Origin of the sequence: Zunongwangia pacifica (assembly GCF_023499215.1) — a bacterium.
In the GTDB taxonomy this organism is placed as follows: domain Bacteria; phylum Bacteroidota; class Bacteroidia; order Flavobacteriales; family Flavobacteriaceae; genus Zunongwangia; species Zunongwangia pacifica.
Genome location: NZ_JAKHSK010000002.1, coordinates 1 through 19,521 on the forward strand (window position 1 = coordinate 1; position 19,521 = coordinate 19,521).

General features: G+C 39.0%; 18 protein-coding genes. 8 read left to right on the plus strand and 10 right to left on the minus strand.

Annotated features, from left to right (window positions below; all coding sequences use genetic code 11):
- Nucleotides 1-184: 184 nt before the first annotated feature.
- Together recJ and L1967_RS01500 are read right to left on the minus strand one after the other, a co-directional pair.
- Nucleotides 185-1,888: a single-stranded-DNA-specific exonuclease RecJ gene (gene recJ / locus L1967_RS01495; protein WP_249600175.1), complete on the minus strand. Its 1,704-nt coding sequence runs from the start codon at nt 1,886-1,888 to the stop codon at nt 185-187.
- Between the two features lie 100 nt (nt 1,889-1,988).
- Nucleotides 1,989-2,336 carry a HopJ type III effector protein gene (locus tag L1967_RS01500; protein WP_249599947.1) on the minus strand — a complete coding sequence of 116 codons (348 nt, stop codon included), beginning with the start codon at nt 2,334-2,336 and terminating at the stop codon, nt 1,989-1,991.
- Nucleotides 2,337-2,530: 194 nt separating this feature from the next.
- Here L1967_RS01500 and ade point away from each other — a divergent pair, with 194 nt between their 5' ends.
- Both ade and L1967_RS01510 read left to right on the plus strand, forming a co-directional pair.
- Complete coding sequence (gene ade / locus L1967_RS01505) at nt 2,531-4,156, plus strand: adenine deaminase (protein WP_249599948.1); 1,626 nt, start codon at nt 2,531-2,533, stop codon at nt 4,154-4,156.
- 432 nt (nt 4,157-4,588) lie between these two features.
- A complete protein-coding gene (locus tag L1967_RS01510; protein WP_249599949.1) occupies nt 4,589-4,993 on the plus strand; it encodes an ankyrin repeat domain-containing protein in 405 nt (134 codons plus the stop codon).
- A 162-nt stretch (nt 4,994-5,155) separates the two neighbouring features.
- On the opposite strand, the gene L1967_RS01515 is transcribed toward L1967_RS01510, so the two are convergent.
- Genes L1967_RS01515 through L1967_RS01525 form a run of 3 tightly spaced genes read right to left on the minus strand, consistent with a single transcriptional unit; the run spans nt 5,156 to nt 7,440 of the window.
- Entirely contained in the window at nt 5,156-5,728 is a 573-nt protein-coding gene (locus L1967_RS01515) for a uracil-DNA glycosylase family protein (RefSeq protein WP_249599950.1), read from the minus strand.
- Nucleotides 5,728-6,399: a 16S rRNA (cytidine(1402)-2'-O)-methyltransferase gene (rsmI, locus tag L1967_RS01520; protein WP_249599951.1), complete on the minus strand. Its 672-nt coding sequence runs from the start codon at nt 6,397-6,399 to the stop codon at nt 5,728-5,730. The genes L1967_RS01515 and rsmI overlap by 1 nt, the downstream gene beginning before the upstream one ends.
- A gap of 3 nt (nt 6,400-6,402) precedes the next feature.
- Nucleotides 6,403-7,440, minus strand: a complete 1,038-nt coding sequence (locus L1967_RS01525) for a prolipoprotein diacylglyceryl transferase (RefSeq protein ID WP_249599952.1) — start codon at nt 7,438-7,440, stop codon at nt 6,403-6,405.
- A 102-nt stretch (nt 7,441-7,542) separates the two neighbouring features.
- Between L1967_RS01525 and L1967_RS01530 the strand changes: the two genes are divergently transcribed.
- From L1967_RS01530 to L1967_RS01555, 6 genes are all read left to right on the plus strand, one after another.
- Nucleotides 7,543-8,190, plus strand: a complete 648-nt coding sequence (locus L1967_RS01530) for a thymidine kinase (RefSeq protein WP_249599953.1) — start codon at nt 7,543-7,545, stop codon at nt 8,188-8,190.
- On the plus strand, nt 8,183-9,289 hold the full coding sequence (alr, locus tag L1967_RS01535) for an alanine racemase (protein WP_249599954.1): 1,107 nt from the start codon (nt 8,183-8,185) through the stop codon (nt 9,287-9,289). The genes L1967_RS01530 and alr overlap by 8 nt, the downstream gene beginning before the upstream one ends.
- 55 nt (nt 9,290-9,344) lie before the next feature.
- Entirely contained in the window at nt 9,345-9,785 is a 441-nt protein-coding gene (mscL, locus tag L1967_RS01540) for a large conductance mechanosensitive channel protein MscL (RefSeq protein WP_249599955.1), read from the plus strand.
- 246 nt (nt 9,786-10,031) lie between these two features.
- Entirely contained in the window at nt 10,032-11,021 is a 990-nt protein-coding gene (locus tag L1967_RS01545) for an aspartate-semialdehyde dehydrogenase (RefSeq protein WP_249599956.1), read from the plus strand.
- A gap of 95 nt (nt 11,022-11,116) precedes the next feature.
- A complete protein-coding gene (locus tag L1967_RS01550; RefSeq protein WP_249599957.1) occupies nt 11,117-13,285 on the plus strand; it encodes a prolyl oligopeptidase family serine peptidase in 2,169 nt (722 codons plus the stop codon).
- A 928-nt stretch (nt 13,286-14,213) separates the two neighbouring features.
- Nucleotides 14,214-15,185, plus strand: a complete 972-nt coding sequence (locus tag L1967_RS01555) for an ABC transporter ATP-binding protein (RefSeq protein WP_249599958.1) — start codon at nt 14,214-14,216, stop codon at nt 15,183-15,185.
- Here the strand turns inward: L1967_RS01555 and L1967_RS01560 are convergent, their stop codons facing one another.
- From L1967_RS01560 to accB, 5 genes are all read right to left on the minus strand, one after another.
- A complete protein-coding gene (locus L1967_RS01560; RefSeq protein ID WP_249599959.1) occupies nt 15,186-15,635 on the minus strand; it encodes a GreA/GreB family elongation factor in 450 nt (149 codons plus the stop codon).
- Nucleotides 15,636-15,645: 10 nt separating this feature from the next.
- Nucleotides 15,646-16,338 carry a monofunctional biosynthetic peptidoglycan transglycosylase gene (gene mtgA, locus L1967_RS01565; protein ID WP_249599960.1) on the minus strand — a complete coding sequence of 231 codons (693 nt, stop codon included), beginning with the start codon at nt 16,336-16,338 and terminating at the stop codon, nt 15,646-15,648.
- Nucleotides 16,335-17,450, minus strand: a complete 1,116-nt coding sequence (locus tag L1967_RS01570; RefSeq protein WP_249599961.1) for an NAD(P)/FAD-dependent oxidoreductase — start codon at nt 17,448-17,450, stop codon at nt 16,335-16,337. Before L1967_RS01570 ends, mtgA begins: the two co-directional genes overlap by 4 nt.
- A 161-nt stretch (nt 17,451-17,611) precedes the next feature.
- Nucleotides 17,612-18,961 carry an acetyl-CoA carboxylase biotin carboxylase subunit gene (accC, locus tag L1967_RS01575; RefSeq protein ID WP_249599962.1) on the minus strand — a complete coding sequence of 450 codons (1,350 nt, stop codon included), beginning with the start codon at nt 18,959-18,961 and terminating at the stop codon, nt 17,612-17,614.
- Nucleotides 18,962-19,014: 53 nt separating this feature from the next.
- Nucleotides 19,015-19,512 (minus strand): acetyl-CoA carboxylase biotin carboxyl carrier protein, encoded by a 498-nt coding sequence (accB, locus tag L1967_RS01580; RefSeq protein ID WP_249599963.1) that lies wholly within the window; start codon nt 19,510-19,512, stop codon nt 19,015-19,017.
- Nucleotides 19,513-19,521 lie beyond the last annotated feature (9 nt).

Genomic DNA, 19,521 nt, shown 5'->3' on the forward strand with positions numbered 1-19,521 from the left:
TCAAAATCTTTTACAATAGATTTTTTAAAAGCCTCTGAATACTTACGGGACTTTTGAATTAATTTGATTGTTGACTTCATAGATTTAACCTGTTATGGTCAACCTATATCAGGGACGTACAATTCTATCCAGTCTATTTTCTTGATTCTAACCTCTAACAGCGAAGCGTTCTAAAATCCAACTTCTAACTTTCCTTAATATCCTTAAATTTTAACTGCAACGAAACATTCCCGTTCCATTCGTTTTCATCTACAGAATATACGGCACTAAAAGATTTTTTATTCTGGATAAGCTCTAATTTTTCACCCAGATTAAAGCCAATAACATTATAAGAAGAGGTATTGCCTAACTGCGTTACACTACATTTTAAATGAGTATTCTCGCTCCCTACACATTTCCCAAATCCCGAATCGGTTAAATTTCGCGACATAAAAACCGGAGACATATTCCCTGGCCCAAATGGTGCGAACTGCTTTAGGATTCGCCAAAATTTAGGGGTGATTTCATCTAATTCCAGTTCGGCATCAATACTGATTTCAGGTGTCAGTAATTTCCTGTCGATGGTTTCAGCAACTACTTCTTCAAACTTTCTTTTAAAGTTCTCGTACTCTTCTTCTTTTATAGTTAAACCTGCTGCATACTTGTGCCCACCAAACTGTTCGATATGATCCTGGCAGGCTTCTAAAGCGTTATATACATCAAATCCTTTTACCGATCTTGCCGATGCCGCCAGCTTATCGCCACTTTTCGTAAAAACCAAAGTGGGGCGATAATAGGTTTCTGTAAGTCGGCTGGCTACAATCCCAATAACCCCTTTATGCCAGTGATTGGCGTAAACAACAGTACTTAAACGTTCCTGCTCCTCTAGTTCTTCAATTTGCACTAAAGCTTCAGCAGTAATGGATTTATCGGTATCTTTTCGGCTGGCATTATGAGATTCTATTTCCGAAGCAAATTGTTGTGCCTGTGCTTCATTTTCTTCAGTAAGCAGCTCTACCGCATGCAGCCCATGTTTCATCCTTCCGGCAGCATTTATTCGTGGTGCGATCACAAAAACAACATCGGTGATGGTAATGGTTTCTTTTTTAAGCTGACTCAATATCGCTTTAAAGCCCTGTCTTGGCGCTACATTGATCACATGCAAACCGTGATAGGCTAAAATTCGGTTTTCCCCAGTGATAGGAACAATATCGGCTCCTATTGCCGTGGCTACCAAATCCAGATATGGCAGCAAGACTTCGATGGTATCACCTCGTTTTTCAGCCAACGCCTGAATCAACTTAAAACCTACACCGCAACCACATAATTCCTTGTAAGGATATTCGCAATCTTCACGTTTAGGATCAAGTACCGCAACAGCTTCAGGAATTGCTGCTCCCGGACGGTGGTGATCGCAAATCACAAAATCGATCCCTTTTTCCTTAGCATACGCCACTTTATCGATAGCTTTAATTCCGCAGTCTAAAGCAATAATTAAACTAACATCATTATCGGCAGCAAAATCGATTCCCTGATAAGAAACGCCATACCCCTCGTTATAGCGATCTGGAATATAGGTTGCGACATTTGGATATCGCGTTTTTAGGTAAGATGACATCAACGCTACGCTGGTCGTACCATCCACATCATAATCGCCGTAAACCATAATATTTTCTTCTTCGGCTAAAGCCTTTTCGATACGGGTCACCGCTTTATCCATATCTTTCATTAAATAGGGATCATAAAGATCTTTAAGGTTTGGCCTAAAGAATTTCTTTGCTTCCTGGAAAGTAGTGATATCTCGTTGCGCTAAAAGTTTTGCTATAGGTTTTCCTACTCCTAAAGATTGCATTAAAGAATGGACAATTTCAGGATCGGGATTGGGTTTTATGGTCCAGCGGGTATTCATCGGCATTTATCTTCTATTCAAAAAAGTTTCCTGAAAAGGATTATTCAGACAATAAAATCTAGTCTTAAAATATCGAATATCAATTCAATTTAAAAAGAAATTATTTTACAGGCTGTAAAGCTTCGGTATCAAAAGCGATTCCGCTCCAGCCGGTGTTCATAAAATTACGAATATTCTGGTGGCTATCGCCTTCAGGATCATTTAAAACGCCTTCAAAATAATGTTCTCCAAAAAGTGCTAAGGTCGTTTTCTCGCTTAGCTCTTTAAGTAAACCCAAAGCAAAAATTTTGCAGCTACCATTATTGGTTCCGGCTTCATTATAAATTTCTCCGTTTTTAAAAGAAGCGGGCGAAAATTGATAATATTCGTCGATTAAAGCCATTGTTTGCTGAAAATCGGCCGATTTTGGATTGGATTTTACCTGTTCTAAATAGTCTGATAAATTCATTTTATAATCAATTTTAAAAATCATATCATCCTAAGACAATTGCAGAGTTATTAGGTCAAGAGTCAAATCTGGATGAGATTCCGTGTCAAGCACGGAATGACGAATAATTCCATTTTCGGAATTTGTTTATACAGCTGCTAAAATAGACGTTCCCAATTTAATTTATTACTTTCAACTTTCAATAAATTTAGAAAATGAAGATCGTAAAAGGGCAACTGGTTGATATCGAGAACCAACGGATTTTTCCTGCGGAAGTTCACATCGAAAATAAAAAGATTGTCGAAATTAAAGAGTCCCGACATAATGAAAAGCAGTTTCTTATGCCCGGTTTTATCGATGCGCATATTCATATTGAAAGTTCGATGCTTGTTCCTTCTGAATTTGCCCGCGTAGCCACTATCCATGGTACGGTAGCCACGGTTTCAGATCCGCATGAAATTGCCAATGTGCTAGGCATTGACGGTGTTAATTTTATGATCGAAAATGGTAAAAAAGTTCCTTTAAAATTTCATTTTGGTGCACCAAGTTGCGTTCCGGCGACTACTTTTGAAACTGCCGGTGCAGTGATCGATGCTGAAGCGATCAAAGAACTGATGCAGTCTCCTGATATTTTTTATCTAGCCGAAATGATGAATTACCCCGGGGTTTTATATGACGATCCTGAAGTACTCGAAAAAATAAAGTGGGCACAGCATTTTAAAAAACCCGTTGATGGGCACGCTCCAGGGCTTCGCGGAAAAGAGGCCGCTAAATATGTAAAAGCAGGAATTAGTACAGATCATGAGTGTTTTACCTACGATGAAGCAAAAGAAAAACTGGAACTGGGAATGAAGGTGATTATTCGGGAAGGTAGCGCCGCAAAAAACTTTGAAGCTTTAATCGATCTTCTGCCCGAAAATTACCAGAATATGATGTTTTGCTCAGACGACAAGCATCCAGATGACCTTGTTTTAGGGCATATTAATCAGCTTTGCGAACGCGCGGTGGCGAAAGGAATTGATGTTTTTAAGGTTTTAAAGGCCGCCTGCATTAATCCCGTAAAACATTATCATCTTAATGTGGGGCTGCTAAAAAAAGGTGATGCAGCCGATTTTATTTTGGTTGAAAACCTGAACAATTTTAAAGTCCTTAAAACCTATATTGACGGAGAAATTGTTGCTGAAAATGGCCAATCTCATATCCAGTCTGTCGACTTTAAAGCGCCCAATAATTTTAATATTTCTGAAAAATCACCTGAAGATTTTAAACTGAAAGCCACAACCGATCTGGTAAAAGTGATCGAAGCTTTGGATGGCGAATTAATTTCGAACGAGATTGAAGCCAAAGCAATTTTAGAAAATGACTCCCTTTCATCGAATATCGCCCATGATATTTTAAAAATTTCAGTGGTTAATCGCTATGAGGACAAAGCCCCTTCTGTAGCGTTTATTAAAAACTTCGGACTTAAAAAAGGAGCGATAGCCAGCTCTGTTGGGCATGATTCTCATAATATTATTGTTGTTGGAACCAGCGATAAAGAAATTTGCAACGCCGTAAACCTCATCATTAAAAACAAAGGAGGAATTTGTGCTGTAAATAACGAAAATCAAAAATCTTTGCCATTGCCCGTAGCCGGAATTATAAGTGATAAAGATGCCTGGGAAACCGGAAAATTATATCAGGAAATCGATAAAATGGCCAAAGAATTAGGGAGCACTTTAAAAGCGCCGTTTATGACCTTATCCTTTATGGCGCTACTGGTAATCCCCGATTTAAAACTCTCTGACAAAGGCTTATTTAGTGGTAAAAAATTTGAGTTTGTAGAGGTCATTAACGATTAACGACAAACAATTATCAGTTTCCCCCTCCCTCCGAAGTGTGAATTCCCAAAAATACTTTAGTGGCTTTTGTTTTATTGCTTAATTTTTTCGATTCAGTTTAGCAAGAGAGAGATGCTGAAACAAGTTCAGCATGACTTTAAAAAATCATTTAGCATTCAAAATTGAAGTGGAACATTCATCAAATTTTCAAATCAACTTATTTCTCCTGTCTCCTGTCTCCTGTCTCCTGTCTCCTGTCTCCTGTCTCCTGTCTCCTGTCTCCTGTCTCCTGTCTCCTGTCTCTTAATCTGAATTCCGAACTTCTAAATTCCGGGGTCAAAATATTAAAATATTCTTAAAATTAAAGGAATTTAATTTCGTATTGTAACATTTTGATTTCTCTGGCGTCTTTTAGGTAAACAATCATTTATCAATCATTAAAAATCATTCATCATGAAAAAATCAGTTTTCACCTTAGCTTTAGCCTTTGTATTAACTTCTGGAATTGCCTCTGCATCGGAGTCTCATTCTTCTTTATCAAAATCAACCGAATTTCCTATTGAAAATTTAGCGGATATCAATTTAAATTCTTTTTGTAAAGCTATTATCACAGGAAATTATGATATGGTAGCCGAGTTAATTGAAATGGGGGAAGACATCAACAAAAAATCCTTAGGAAAAACACCGGCTATGTACGCGGCTCGTTATAACAAAGCGAAAATTTTATCGCTTTTGATCGAAAAAGGGGCCGATCTTTCGGTAAAATCAGATCAGGAAAAACAAACTGCTGAAGAACTAGCTGTTAATTCAAATGCGAAAGAAGCTATCGAAATTTTAAAAAAATCAGGTAAAAAATAAGCTTTTTCAGTGAAAGGAAATCTAAAGTGCTATGTGATGATCATAGCACTTTTTTTATTGGCACCGCCAAAGGATTTAATACCCAGTCCCGATGCAATCGGGATGCCGCGGAATTGAAATTTTGTCTTTACCGAATGTACTGTGGGCTTGCCCTTAGGTATTTTACTTCAATATTTCAGCAATTCGTTGTTGTATTTTGGGAACCATTTCTTTTTCAAACCAGGGTTTTTTCATTCGCCAAAATCGGTTTACTGGTGACGGATGCGGTAAGGGTAAAAATTCAGGGAGAAATTCTTCAAAATTCGACACTTTTTCGGTTAAATTTTCATGCTTTGATTTTGGGAGATAATAGTTGGAAGCATACGAACCGATTAAGATCTTAAGCTTTACATTTTCCAACTGTTTAAAAACCTGATGATGCCAAAGTGGGGCACATTCTTTTCTTGGAGGCAAATCTCCGGTTTTTCCTTTACCGGGATAACAAAAACCCATGGGTAAAATGGCAAAATTGGCCGGATCGTAAAAGGTCTCTTCACCTACATCCAGCCATTCCCGTAATTTCTTACCACTTTGATCTTTCCAGGCTACACCCGATTGATGAACCACCCGACCGGGTGCCTGGCTAATCAAAATGATCTTTGAATCTTTTACAGCCTCGATAATTGGGCGAGGGCCTAAAGGCAAATGCTCCTGGCAAACATCGCAATTGCGTATTTCCTTCAGCAGCTCCTGCATTATTTATTTCCGGCTACAATAATTACTATTTCCCCTTTTGGTGGTTTTTGCGTGTAATGTTTTAAAACTTCTTCCGCAGTACCTCTTATGGTCTCTTCATGAAGTTTAGTGATCTCTCGTGATACCGAAACCTGCCGATCAGCTCCAAAATATTCGGTGAAATTGGTAAGCGTTTTTAGAAGTTTATGCGGTGATTCGTAAAAAATCATGGTTCGGTTTTCTTCTGCCAGTAATTTTAATCGTGTTTGTCGTCCTTTTTTTACGGGTAAAAAACCTTCGAAAACAAATTTATCATTGGGCAACCCGCTATTCACCAAAGCCGGTACAAAAGCGGTCGCTCCCGGCAAACAATCTACCTGAATCCCCGCTTCTACACAAGCTCGTGTTAACAAGAATCCGGGATCTGAAATTGCCGGAGTGCCAGCGTCGCTGATCAAAGCAAAAGTTTCTCCAGCCTGTAATCTCCCTATTAGATGATCTACCGTCTTATGCTCGTTGTGCATATGATGGCTTATCATTTGGGTAGAAATATCAAAATGCTTCAGTAATTTACCACTATTGCGAGTATCTTCAGCAAGGATTAAATCGGCTTCTTTTAAAACCCTGATCGCTCTAAAAGTGATATCTTCAAGATTACCTATTGGAGTGGGAACCAAAAAAAGTTTTCCCATATATTATTGAAATTTATTAGCGATTATCTGTACAAATCTATCCTCATACTGCTCTTTTCCTTCCCAGTTATTATAATCTGGTTTTACCACTAACTGAATAAATTTATAAGCTTCATCAAAATCGCTAAATGTATTTAGTTGCGAAAGTACCCGGTTATAATCGGCCGCATTGCCTGCAAACAGATGTTTGATATACGCCAGTCGATCGTTCAAACCAATACTTATTCCGCTTTTAAGTCGGTCATTTACCGATCTTGGCCGTTGTTCACTTTGGCGGTTATTTAAAGGTTCAAAATCTGGAAGGTTATCATAATCTACCCCAATTTGCCTAAAATCACCACTAGCATTTGAATCTTGCTTAGGCGGCTCCTGATTTTCTACAGGTTTGGATTCTTCTTTTTGCTGCTCGGGTTCTGGTGTTATTTCAGTTTTTTCTTCCGGTTGTGATTTCTGCTGCTCGGGTTCTGGTTCCGCCTGTTTAGGTTCAAATATTGGTGGCTCTGCAAAATGCTCTTCAGGGATTTCTGGTATGTTTGGTGATTCTGTCTCGGCTGGTTTAGGCGCTTTATGCTCTGTTGGTTGCGGCCAGTTATCTTCTGGTTTTTCCAATTCAGGTTTTACTTTCGACCAATCTTCATTAAGTGCATCCATCAACCGATCTAAACCTTCGGTTTCCGGAGGCATTTGCGCTACGATATCCTTAATTTTTTCAGTATTAGGTTCGGTTATCGCATCACTATCATTAAACTCCGTTCCATCAGGCACATAATAATCGCCTTCTTTATAGGTTGTCTGCGATTGGGTTCTGGAAGGTTGTGGTTTAGATGGCGCATACGTATCCTCAGCATAACTTACCGTTTCTAAGGCCAGTTGCTTTTCTGGTTTTTCATCTTCTAGATGCGCGTAGGTAAATTGTAATATGGTAAGTTTTTCATAAAGAACTTTAGCTTCTTGCTTAAGCTGATCGATTTGCTTCTCTGCATCTCCCTCTAAAATCTTTTGCGCCAGCATTTTCAATTCAGCCTCTATAGTCTTCTTCATAACTTTAATAATTAGCCCTGCATACAGGGTTGGATTTTTAATAAATTTGTTCCACCTTTATAAAAAAGAGGTTATTTCCCATTTCGATCTGAAAATTACAAAATGTTTCTCGAAAATACAGTAAATCACAAAGAGCAATTTGGCTGGATAGAGGTTATTTGCGGTAGTATGTTCTCTGGAAAGACCGAGGAACTGATCCGCCGACTTAAGCGCGCCCAATTTGCCAAACAAAACGTTGAAATCTTTAAACCGGCTGTCGATACCCGATACGACGAGGAAATGGTCGTCTCTCATGATGCTAACGAAATTAGATCTACACCCGTACCCGCTGCATCCAATATTAGGCTACTGGCCGATGGTTGTGATGTGGTTGGAATAGACGAGGCGCAATTTTTTGATGATGAAATCGTAAGTGTTTGTAACGACCTTGCCAATAGAGGAATTCGAGTAGTGGTTGCTGGTCTGGATATGGATTTTAAAGGAAATCCCTTTGGCCCCATGCCTAACCTGATGGCTACGGCAGAATATGTAACCAAAGTACACGCTGTTTGTACCCGTACCGGAAACCTTGCCCAATATAGTTACCGCAAGGCCGTAAACGACGATTTGGTTTTTCTTGGTGAAACCGAAGAATACGAGCCTTTAAGCAGGGCCGCTTATTACAAAGCGATGCATCAGGAAAAAGTTAGAAGAATGAATGTGAAAGATGCCGAAGAGCTAAAGCCTAACTTAAAAGAAAAAAATGCCTAAAGCCCAGGAAACTGTTCTAGAAATAGACCTGAAATCACTAGAACACAATTACCAGTATTTACGTTCTAAAGTTGCCCATACGGTAAAAATGATGGCGGTAGTAAAAGCCTTTGCCTACGGAAGCGACTCGGTTGCTATTGCTTCTAAGTTGGAAAAAGCAGGAATCGATCATTTTGCTGTTGCCTATACTAAAGAAGGCGAAAACCTAAGAGCCGGCGGGATAGAAAAACCTGTACTGGTTTTACACCCACAATCGCATAGCTTAAAGTTACTTATAGATAACTGCCTTACGCCAAGTTTATACAGCAAACATATTTTAACCGAATTTATAAAAACGGCTGAAGAATTAAACCTTAAGGATTATCCTGTACATATTAATATCAACACAGGCTTAAACCGACTGGGTTTTTCACCAGAAGAAATCGATGAGGTCATTTCGATTTTAAGAAAAACTTCAGCGCTACAACTGGTAGGGATATATTCTCATCTAGGAGCCAGTGAAGATCCGGCTGAAAAAGAATTTACCTTATCGCAGATTGCGACCTTCAAAAAAGCTTCAGAAAAAATCTTAGAAGCTTTCGATCACAACATCCTGCGCCACTTATGTAATACTTCTGGGATTTTAAATTATCCTGAAGCCATTTTCGACATGGTACGTACAGGTATTGGTTTATATGGCTACGGAAATTCTGTGGAAGAGGATGAAAAATTAAAGCCCATAGGAACTTTAAAAACCATCATTTCCCAGATTCATCATATCAAAGCCGGAGAAAGTGTTGGCTATAATCGCGCATTTATAGCTAAAAAAGACACCACTACGGCCACTCTACCACTTGGGCATGCAGATGGTATAAGCAGGATTTACGGTAAACAAAAAACCGCTGTACTTATTAATGGTAAAGAAGCCCCAATAATTGGGAATGTATGTATGGATATGATCATGGTTGATGTCACAGATATCGATTGTAATGAAGGTGACCAGGTGATTATTTTTGGTAAAGAAAGAAGTGCCGAGAAATTTGCCAATAAAGCCGGAACAATCTCTTATGAGCTTATTACCGCTATCTCCCAGAGAGTTAAAAGATTTATAATTGATTAGAAACTAGTCGATTTTTCTGTATTATTATACTTCTATTAACCATCAAACTTACTCTATGAGCTTTTATTCCGATTTCAAGAAGTTTATAATGAAAGGAGATATCGTTGCCCTTGCTACTGCTGTAGTGATGGGAGCTGCTTTTAAAACCATTGTAGACTCTGTAGTTAAAGATGTGATTACCCCAATTATCGGTGTGCTTACGGGCGGCACCGATTTTACCCGAAAATTTATCGCTTTAGACGGCCAGACTTATGCAAACCTTGCAGAAGCACAGGAAGCCAAAGCGGCAGTGATTACTTATGGTAATTTAATCCAGGCCATTATAAATTTTCTAATTGTTGCATTATTTATATTTTTGTTCTTAAGAGCATACGAAAAAACAAAGAAAAAAGAAGATCCAAAACCTGTTGCAGCTCCAAAAGGGCCTACTCAGGAGGAGCTTTTAGCCCAAATTAGGGACGAACTTAAAAAGCAAAATGGCACTGCGACAGAATAATCGCAACGCTTTAAAAATACGTGCACCGCTATACTGCACATTCTAAGTAGCAATATGTATCATTAAACCCCTCTCAAAAAGAGGGGTCTTTTTTTTAACAAATATCTTAAATACGTTTAAAAAGATCATTTTATCTCAAAAAAAAGAATTATTTAATCGATAGATCCTAACAGGTATAATACATTTGTATCAAAATTTAATTCCAAATTCTAAACCATCTGTCAAAGCAGATAAAATTAATTGAAAATGAAAGTAGCAGTTGTTGGCGCTACCGGAATGGTAGGGCAGGTTATGTTAAAAGTACTAGCCGAAAGAGATTTTCCTATAACCGAATTATTACCGGTTGCATCAGAAAAATCTGTTGGAAAGAAAGTAACCTATAAGGATAAAGAATACACGATTATTAGCCTTGCTGATGCTGTTGCTGCCAAACCAGAGATTGCTATTTTTTCTGCTGGTGGGGACACTTCTTTAGAATGGGCGCCAAAATTTGCTGAAAACGGAACTACGGTGGTAGATAACTCTTCAGCATGGAGAATGGATCCTACTAAAAAACTGGTGATCCCAGAAATTAATGCTTCAGAATTAACAAAAGAAGATAAGATTATCGCTAATCCTAACTGTTCTACAATTCAGTTATTAATGGCTTTAAAACCGCTTCATGATAAATACACGATTAAACGTGCCGTAGTGTCGACTTATCAGTCAATTACCGGTACTGGTGTTAAAGCGGTACAGCAGTTAGAAAACGAATACGAAAATAAAGAAGGAGAAATGGCTTATCCTTACCCAATTCACCGTAATGCCTTACCGCATTGTGATGTTTTTCAGGATAATGGATACACTAAGGAAGAGATGAAGCTTACCAACGAGACTAAAAAGATCTTAGGGGACGATTCGGTTTCAGTAACTGCTACTGCGATTCGTATTCCGGTTGTAGGGGGGCATAGTGAATCTGTAAACCTTGAGTTTGAAAATGATTTTGAAGAAAGTGAAGTGCGTAAACTTTTAAACGATTTCCCAGGAGTTACGGTTCAGGATAATCCAGACACCAACACCTACCCAATGCCAATTTATGCTGAAGGTAAAAATGATGTTTTTGTGGGCAGGATTCGTCGCGATTACTCACAACCAAATTCACTAAACCTTTGGGTGGTTGCAGATAACTTAAGAAAAGGAGCTGCAACTAATGCCGTTCAAATCGCAGAATATCTTATGGAAAATAAGCTGGTTTAAGTTAATTTTTAGTGTTCATATAATTTACGAGGTTGTTGATTTCAGCAACCTCGTTTTTTATTTATAAATTTAGCTTCCCACAAAAATCTCACACGATGAAAAAAATAATCATTGGAGTTTTCACATTGGCTGCCCTGGCATCCTGTAAAGATTCTGAAGAAACAAAAACAGAAAAAGATACTGCTTTGAATTTAAACTATCCCGAAACCAAAAAAGTAGATACCGTAACCGATTACTTTGGCACCCAAGTTAAAGATCCTTATCGCTGGCTGGAAGATGACCGCAGCAAAGAAACCGAGGAATGGGTAAAGGCTGAAAACAAAGTTACTTTTGGATATTTAGATAAGATCCCTTTTAAAGAAGACTTAAAAAAACGCCTCTCTGAAATATGGAATTACGAGAAAATTGGCGCTCCCTTCAAAGAAGGAGATTACACGTACTTTTCTAAAAATGATGGTTTACAAAATCAATATGTGATTTACCGTCGCAAAAATGAAAATGACGAGCCCGAAGTATTTTTAGATCCAAATAAATTTAGTGAAGATGGTACGACTTCGTTAAGTGGATTAAGTTTTTCTGAAAACGGAAAAATGGCGGCCTATAGCATTTCTGAAGGTGGAAGCGACTGGAGAAAAGTTATTGTACTGGACACCGAAACCAAAGAAGTTACTGAAGATACCCTGAAAGACATTAAATTCAGTGGTATTTCATGGAAAGGGAATGAAGGTTTCTATTATTCCAGTTACGAAAAACCTGAAGGCAGCGAACTATCAGCAAAAACAGACCAGCACCGTTTATTCTATCACAAAATCGGCACCCCGCAATCTGATGATAAAATGATCTTTGGCGGTATGCCAGAACAAAAACATCGTTATGTAGGGGGTAGCGTAAGTGAAGACAACAGATATCTGTTTATCTCAGCTCGAAATTCCACATCTGGAGGCAAGGTTTTTATGATGGATCTTAGTAAAAGTAACCCTGAATTAAAGACTATTATCGGCAATGAGGATACCGACACTTACGTGATCGACAACAAAGGCAGTAAACTTTATATCGTTACCAACCTTGATGCACCAAACCAACGAATCGTAACCGTAGATGCTGCAAATCCATCTCCTGAAAACTGGAAAGATTTTATCCCGGAAACCGAAAATGTACTTAGCCCTTCAACTGGTGGCGGTTATTTCTTCACCGAATATATGGTAGATGCTGTTTCTCAGGTAAAACAATATGATTACGAAGGAAAACTTGTTCGTGAAATTGAATTACCGGGATTAGGTTCGGCCGGTGGTTTTGGCGCTAAAAAAGATGCTGATACCTTGTACTATTCATTTACAAATTATGTAACTCCGGGTACCATCTATAAGTACGATATTAAAGAGGGAACTTCTGCGGTTTACAACAAACCAAATATCAACTTCAATCCAGATAATTATGAAAGTCGTCAGGTATTTTATAAATCTAAAGACGGCACTAAAATCCCGATGATTATCACCGCTAAAAAAGGCATTGAACTTAACGGTAAAAACCCAACTATACTATACGGTTATGGCGGTTTCAACATCAGTTTAACACCATCGTTTAGTACGGCCAACGCTGTATGGTTAGAGCAAGGTGGTGTTTACGCGGTACCAAACCTTCGTGGCGGAGGCGAATATGGCAGGGAATGGCACGATGCAGGTACTAAAATGCAAAAGCAAAATGTGTTTGATGATTTTATCGCCGCTGCAGAATATTTAATTGAAAACAACTATACGTCTAAAGATTATCTCGCTATTAGAGGTGGCTCTAACGGTGGTTTACTGGTTGGCGCAACAATGACGCAACGTCCAGATCTTATGAAAGTAGCACTGCCTGCTGTAGGCGTTATGGATATGTTGCGCTATCACACGTTTACTGCCGGAGCCGGCTGGGCCTATGACTACGGAACTGCTGAAGACAGTAAAGAAATGTTCGATTATCTTTACAATTACTCACCGGTTCATAATGTTAAAGAAGGCACTAAATATCCTGCAACTTTGATCACTACGGGAGATCATGACGATCGTGTGGTACCAGCACATTCTTTTAAGTTTGCGGCAGAACTACAGGAAAAACAAGCCGGAGACGCCCCCGTGCTTATTCGTATCGAAACCAAAGCGGGCCACGGCGCCGGAAAACCAACTAGCATGATCATTGATGAATATGCTGATATTTTTGGTTTCACATTATACAATATGGGATTTGAAAAACTCCCAAATGATAATAAAGAAATAAAAGATTAGACTATTGAATCATAATGAAGCACGTCATCCTGAACCTGTCTGACCGGCAGGCAGGCTCGATTCAGGATCTCATCAGTAAAGCTTTGAAATTCAACATATGTTTCCGTGTCTCACGATAGCTAGCTATCGAGCTCACGAACAAACTAGCAACCCTATGTTTGTGTTGGTTAGATTTAGGAGAAACAATGATTACATTTCATAGAAGGGAAAGCAATAATACCGGGCTTTGTCATTTCGACTGGAGCGCAGTGGAACGGAGAAATCTCAGCCAGAACAAACATTCCAAAAAGAGATCTCTCCGCTTCGCCTGCCTGCCGGCGAGGCAGGGTCGAGATGACAGCATCTTCCTATCGGGCTCACGAACAAACTAGCAACCCTATGTTTGTGTTGGTTAGATTTAGGAGAAACAATGATTACATTTCATAGAAGGGAAAGCAATAATACCAGGCTTTGTCATTTCGACTGGAGCGCAGCGGAACGGAGAAATCTCAGCCAGAACAAACATTCCAAAAAGAGATCTCTCCGCTTCGCCTGCCTGCCGGCGAGGCAGGGTCGAGATGACAGCATCTTCCTATCGAGCTCACGAACAAACTAGTAACCCTATGTTTGTGTTGGTTAGATTTAGGAGAAACAATGATTACATTTCATAGAAGGGAAAGCAATAATACCGGGCTTTGTCATTTCGACTGGAGCGCAGCGGAACGGAGAAATCTCAGCCAGAACAACTTTCCAAAAAGATATCTCTCCCCTTCGCCTGAATGCTGGCGAGGCAGGGTCGAGATGACAGAAATATCATTTTGTTCTCAGGCATTGAGAATTTAAAATAATTCCCGCCAGGTTTTAAAATTCGATAAAAATCTGGCGGTTTTTTTGTTTCCAAAACTTTCAAATTTGGGTATCTTCAACTTTCCTAAAACGACACCTTATTATGCTGAAGTTAGAAAACGTATCCTTTGCTTACGAAAATGGAGAACAGGTTTTAGAAAATATTAATTTAACAGCGAAACGCGGAGAAAATATTTCTATAATCGGGGAAAGTGGTTGCGGTAAAAGTACGCTGCTTCAGCTTATTTATGGCTTGCTGCATACGGATGGTAAAATTTTATGGGGTGATAAAGAGTTACTGGGGCCTAAATTCAATTTGGTGCCTGGTGAAGATTTCATTAAATACCTGGCACAGGATTTCGATCTCATGCTTCCGCTAAGTGTTGCCGATAATGTGGGGAAATACCTAAGCAATATGTATCCTGTAAAAAAGAAAAAGCGTATTCAGGAATTACTGGAAGTGGTAGAAATGGAAGATATGGCCGATAAAAAAACTAAGCTTCTAAGCGGTGGCCAACAGCAGCGTGTAGCGCTTGCCAGGGCACTTGCCAAAGAGCCAGAAATGGTCTTGTTAGATGAACCGTTTAGTCATATCGACCATTTCAGAAAAAATAATCTTCGGCGTAAAGTTTTTAAGTATTTAAAAGAGCAGAATATCACTTGTATTATCGCCACACACGATATAACCGACGCGCTTTCTTTTGCCGATACGACTATGGTTTTAAAAGATCATAAAATTTATGCAAAGGCAAGTCCTGAAGACTTATATAACAATCCGCCAAACAAATATGTTGCCTCATTGTTTGGCGATGTTAATGAAGTGATGCTTAAGGATATTGTTCAAAATGAGACTTCCCGAAAAAAAATTATCCTTTATCCTGAAGAAATAAAAGTGAGCCGGAAATCACCAATTAAAGCCACTGTGATCAACTCATACTTTAAAGGGAATAATTATTTAATTGAAGCCGATCTTAATGGAAAAACCATTTTTGCAGAACATCGTTCGGCTATCCCTAGCGGCGCTCCTGTATATTTTGTGATCTCAAAACCACTTATTGAAAAACGGAAAAATTAATTATTCGACGCTGATAATAGTATTTCTAATTCCGTTAAATTCAAATTCCTCGCCTTCCGTCTTTCCCATTAATAATCTAGCTACGGGAGAATTCCCACCTACCGCATAAAAGCTTTCATTATCATGTTCCATCTTTCCTGCCGGAATACTTATAAAATAATTGGAGGCCGAAGTTTTCACTAAACAACCCAGCTGAACACGTTTAGAAGCCTCTCTGTTTTTGGCTAATTTTAGTGTATCTTTTTGTTGCTTGAATTCTCTAAGCTGATTGGATAATTTATTCCACTCTTCGCTCATCATCTCCCTACCGGTTTCATATTTATCCCCGGCACTGTTTTTCCCTTCGCTTTCCATATCTTCTTCAAGATCCTTAAGGGATCTTAAAATACGCTGAATTCGGGATTCCACATACTCTTCGCACATGGTGTACAAATGGTCTTTTGTCGTCAAAATATAGGTGTTATTCTTTTACTTTTCTTGGTTTATCTAGATCAAATTCGCCATAAAACTTCATTTGCTGGGTAATCCAACTTTTTCTTTGGCTTACGTAACTACTGGCAGGATTAGCGCGATATTCTCGTGGATTTGGTAAAATAGCCGCTATCGCAGCAGCTTCTGCCGGACTTAAATTTACTGCCTCCTTGCCAAACCAGTTTTGTGCAGCAGCTTGTGCCCCGTAAACGCCTTTCCCCATTTCAATGCTATTTAAATAGACTTCCAGAATACGTTCTTTACTCCATAAAAGTTCTATCAAAAACGTAAAATAGGCCTCCAGTCCTTTGCGCACATAATTTCTGCCCGGCCATAAAAAGGCATTTTTGGCGGTTTGCTGCGATATGGTACTGGCGCCACGAACGCGCTTTCCTTTTTTATTGTTTTCAATCGCTTTTTGAATCGCTTCTAAATCGAAACCACTGTGATTTTCAAAATTCTGGTCTTCACTACAGATAACGGCCAGTTGCAGGTTTTTTGAAATTTTTTCAATGGGTACCCAATCATGCTTAATTTCTTCATCTGGATGCTCAAAATACCGAATCGCCATGAGGGGTGTAAACGGCAATGGAACCCACTTAAAAAAAAGGACAAGCAAAAACGTGATTAGAAAAAACCACCCTATAACCTTTGATATAAACCAAAATATTCTTTTTATCATTCGCTAATTTTTGCCAGTTCTTTTCCTACTAAACTGCCTATGGCGATCCCCATTCCGCCTAATTTTACACCGTAAAAGACATTCTCCGATGATTGCCCTATTTCGGGTTTCTTATTTGTTCCCATTCCCATAATTCCGCTCCAGCGCTGGTCGATCTTAACTTCCCGATCTGGCAAAATCGTTGTTTTTAAGAGCTCTTCTAATTTTTGCTGAATAATTTCTGTTTGCCCAAATTGGGTAGTTTCCTCACCTTTTATATCCAGGTTCCTACCGCCACCAAAAAGTAATCTATTATTAATATTCCTGAAATAATAAAAACCTTTATCTAAATGAAATGTTCCTCTAATCTGAAGGTTTTCTATAGGTTTTGTAACCAAAACCTGCGCTCTTGCCGGTTTTACATTAGTGATCCCAAACTTAGAAGCAAAACCATTTGTAGCTATAAATAACTTTCTACATTCCACCTCGAAATTCGTTGTTTTCACCACCACTTTATTCCCCAGATCTTCAAAATTTCGGACGGCAATATTATTCAAAATTCGGATACCTTTTTTATAAATTTTTCGCAATAATTCGCTCATCATTTTCCCGGTATCGATCTGGGATTCAAACGGACTAAAGATGAGCTTTTCCATAGTATTTTTAAACCTGAATTTATTCTCAGAAATCGAAAAACAGTCGGTTTCAAAAACTTCCTGAAGCATTTTATTGATCTTGGGCATTTCAGCCTCACATTCTTCAAAGAGGCTTTTGTCTTTTTTCAGAAAAACTTCATATCCGCCATGATTTTTATATCCAATTTCCTCATCGCCCAAATTCTTCCGAAGTAATTTTAAGCCATTTACCCGTTTTTGAATTAAAGCGACCACTTCCTCTTCCGGTAGTACTTTAAGATCCTCTAAGATTTCAGAAAGACTTCCAAAACAGGCAAACCCTGCATTTTTTGTACTCGCTCCCTCTGGCAAGAGTCCGTTTTCAAGAATTAAAATAGTAGCACCCGGGTAATCTTTATGAAGTTGGAGCGCACAGTTTAAACCGGTAATACCGCTGCCCACGATCACAAAATCTACATCAGAAAGCCAGCTTTTTTGCTCCCAATACGAAAAATTCATGCTTAAAATTTATAATCTGAAATTACACAAACTTTTATAATTTCAGCAGTAATTAGGCAGAAGCAAGTAAATTTTCTGAATAGTTTAAGGAAATTGCTAAATATTAGTCCATAAAAAAGCCTCGTAAAAACGAGGCTTGCTATATATAAAATCGATATTGACTATTCTTCTATGGGATTCATTTTAAAATCATCCATAAATGCGGTGGTATAATTCCCGGCCACATATCTTGGATCGTCCATTAACTGTCTATGGAAAGGAATGGTTGTTTTGATTCCTTCGATCACAAATTCGTCTAATGCACGCTTCATTTTATTAATCGCTTCTTCACGGGTTTGTGCCGTAGTAATTAATTTAGCGATCATAGAATCGTAATGCGGCGGGATAATATATCCGCTATAAACATGGGTGTCGATACGAATCCCATGGCCACCTGGCGTATGCAGTGTCTCAATTTTTCCTGGCGATGGTCTAAAACCGTTATAAGGATCCTCAGCATTGATCCTACACTCGATAGAATGTAATTGCGGTTCGTAATTTTTTCCTGAAATTGGAACTCCTGCCGCTACTAAAATTTGCTCACGGATTAAATCGTAATCGATCACCTGCTCGGTAATTGGGTGCTCTACCTGGATACGGGTATTCATCTCCATGAAGTAGAATTTGCGGTGTTTGTCTACCAGAAATTCTACGGTTCCAGCACCTTCGTATTTAATATACTCGGCAGCTTTTACGGCTGCTTCTCCCATTTGCTTACGCAGTTTAGGCGTCATAAACGGAGAAGGAGTTTCCTCGGTTAATTTTTGGTGACGACGTTGTACTGAACAGTCTCTTTCTGAAAGATGACAGGCTTTACCGGTTTGATCTCCAATAATCTGAATTTCGATATGGCGCGGCTCTTCGATAAGCTTTTCCATATACATGCCATCGTTGCCAAAAGCAGCACCAGCTTCCTGTCGAGCAGAATCCCAGGCTGCCTGAAGGTTTTCTTCTTTCCAAACAGCACGCATTCCTTTACCACCACCACCGGCAGTAGCTTTAAGCATCACAGGAAAACCTATTTCTTTAGCCAGTTTAAGGCATTGGTCAAAATTTTCTAAAATTCCTTCTGAACCGGGAACACATGGTACTCCTGCAGCTTTCATCGTAGCTTTTGCAGTCGCTTTGTCTCCCATTTTATTAATCATCTCTGCCGAGGCACCGATGAATTTGATATCGTGCTCTTCACAAATTTTAGAGAACTTGGCATTTTCAGAAAGGAATCCGTATCCTGGATGGATCGCATCGGCATTCGTGATTTCTGCCGCTGAAATAATATTGGCAATCTTTAAATACGATAAACTACTTTGAGGAGGACCTATACATACAGCTTCATCTGCAAATCTTACGTGAAGACTTTCTGCATCTGCAGTAGAATAAACCGCTACCGTTTTTATCCCCATCTCTTTACAAGTACGGATAATACGCATTGCGATCTCTCCCCTATTGGCAATTAATATTTTTTTAAACATACCTGTGGTTTTTATTTACAGGAAAATTTTTCCTGTGCAAAAATTGGTAAGAATTAAGAAGGATCTACTAAAAATAAAGGCTGATCGAATTCTACCGGAGACGAATCGTCTACCAGTACTTTTACGATCTTACCAGAAACTTCACTTTCAATTTCGTTGAAAAGTTTCATCGCCTCTATCACACAAAGTACATCTCCTTCTTTTATGGTATCTCCAACTTCTGCAAAAACAGGTTTATCTGGCGAAGGCTTACGGTAAAAAGTTCCGATGATCGGAGATTTTACAGTAACGTATTTAGAAGTATCTTCGGTTGCTTTAGCTTCTTCTTTAGGTGCAGCAGTTTCCTGCGGTGCAGGAGCAGGTGCCTGTTGTTGTACGGGCATTTGCGGTTGTACCTGTCCACCCATTGGCACTTGTTGCACAACTGTGGTTTCTTTTTCGTCTGAGCCCGTTCTAATAGTGATTTTCACATCACCGGTTTCCAGTTTTACCTCACTGGCACCAGACTTGGCAACAAACTTTATTAAATTCTGAATTTCTTTTAAATCCATAATAATAAG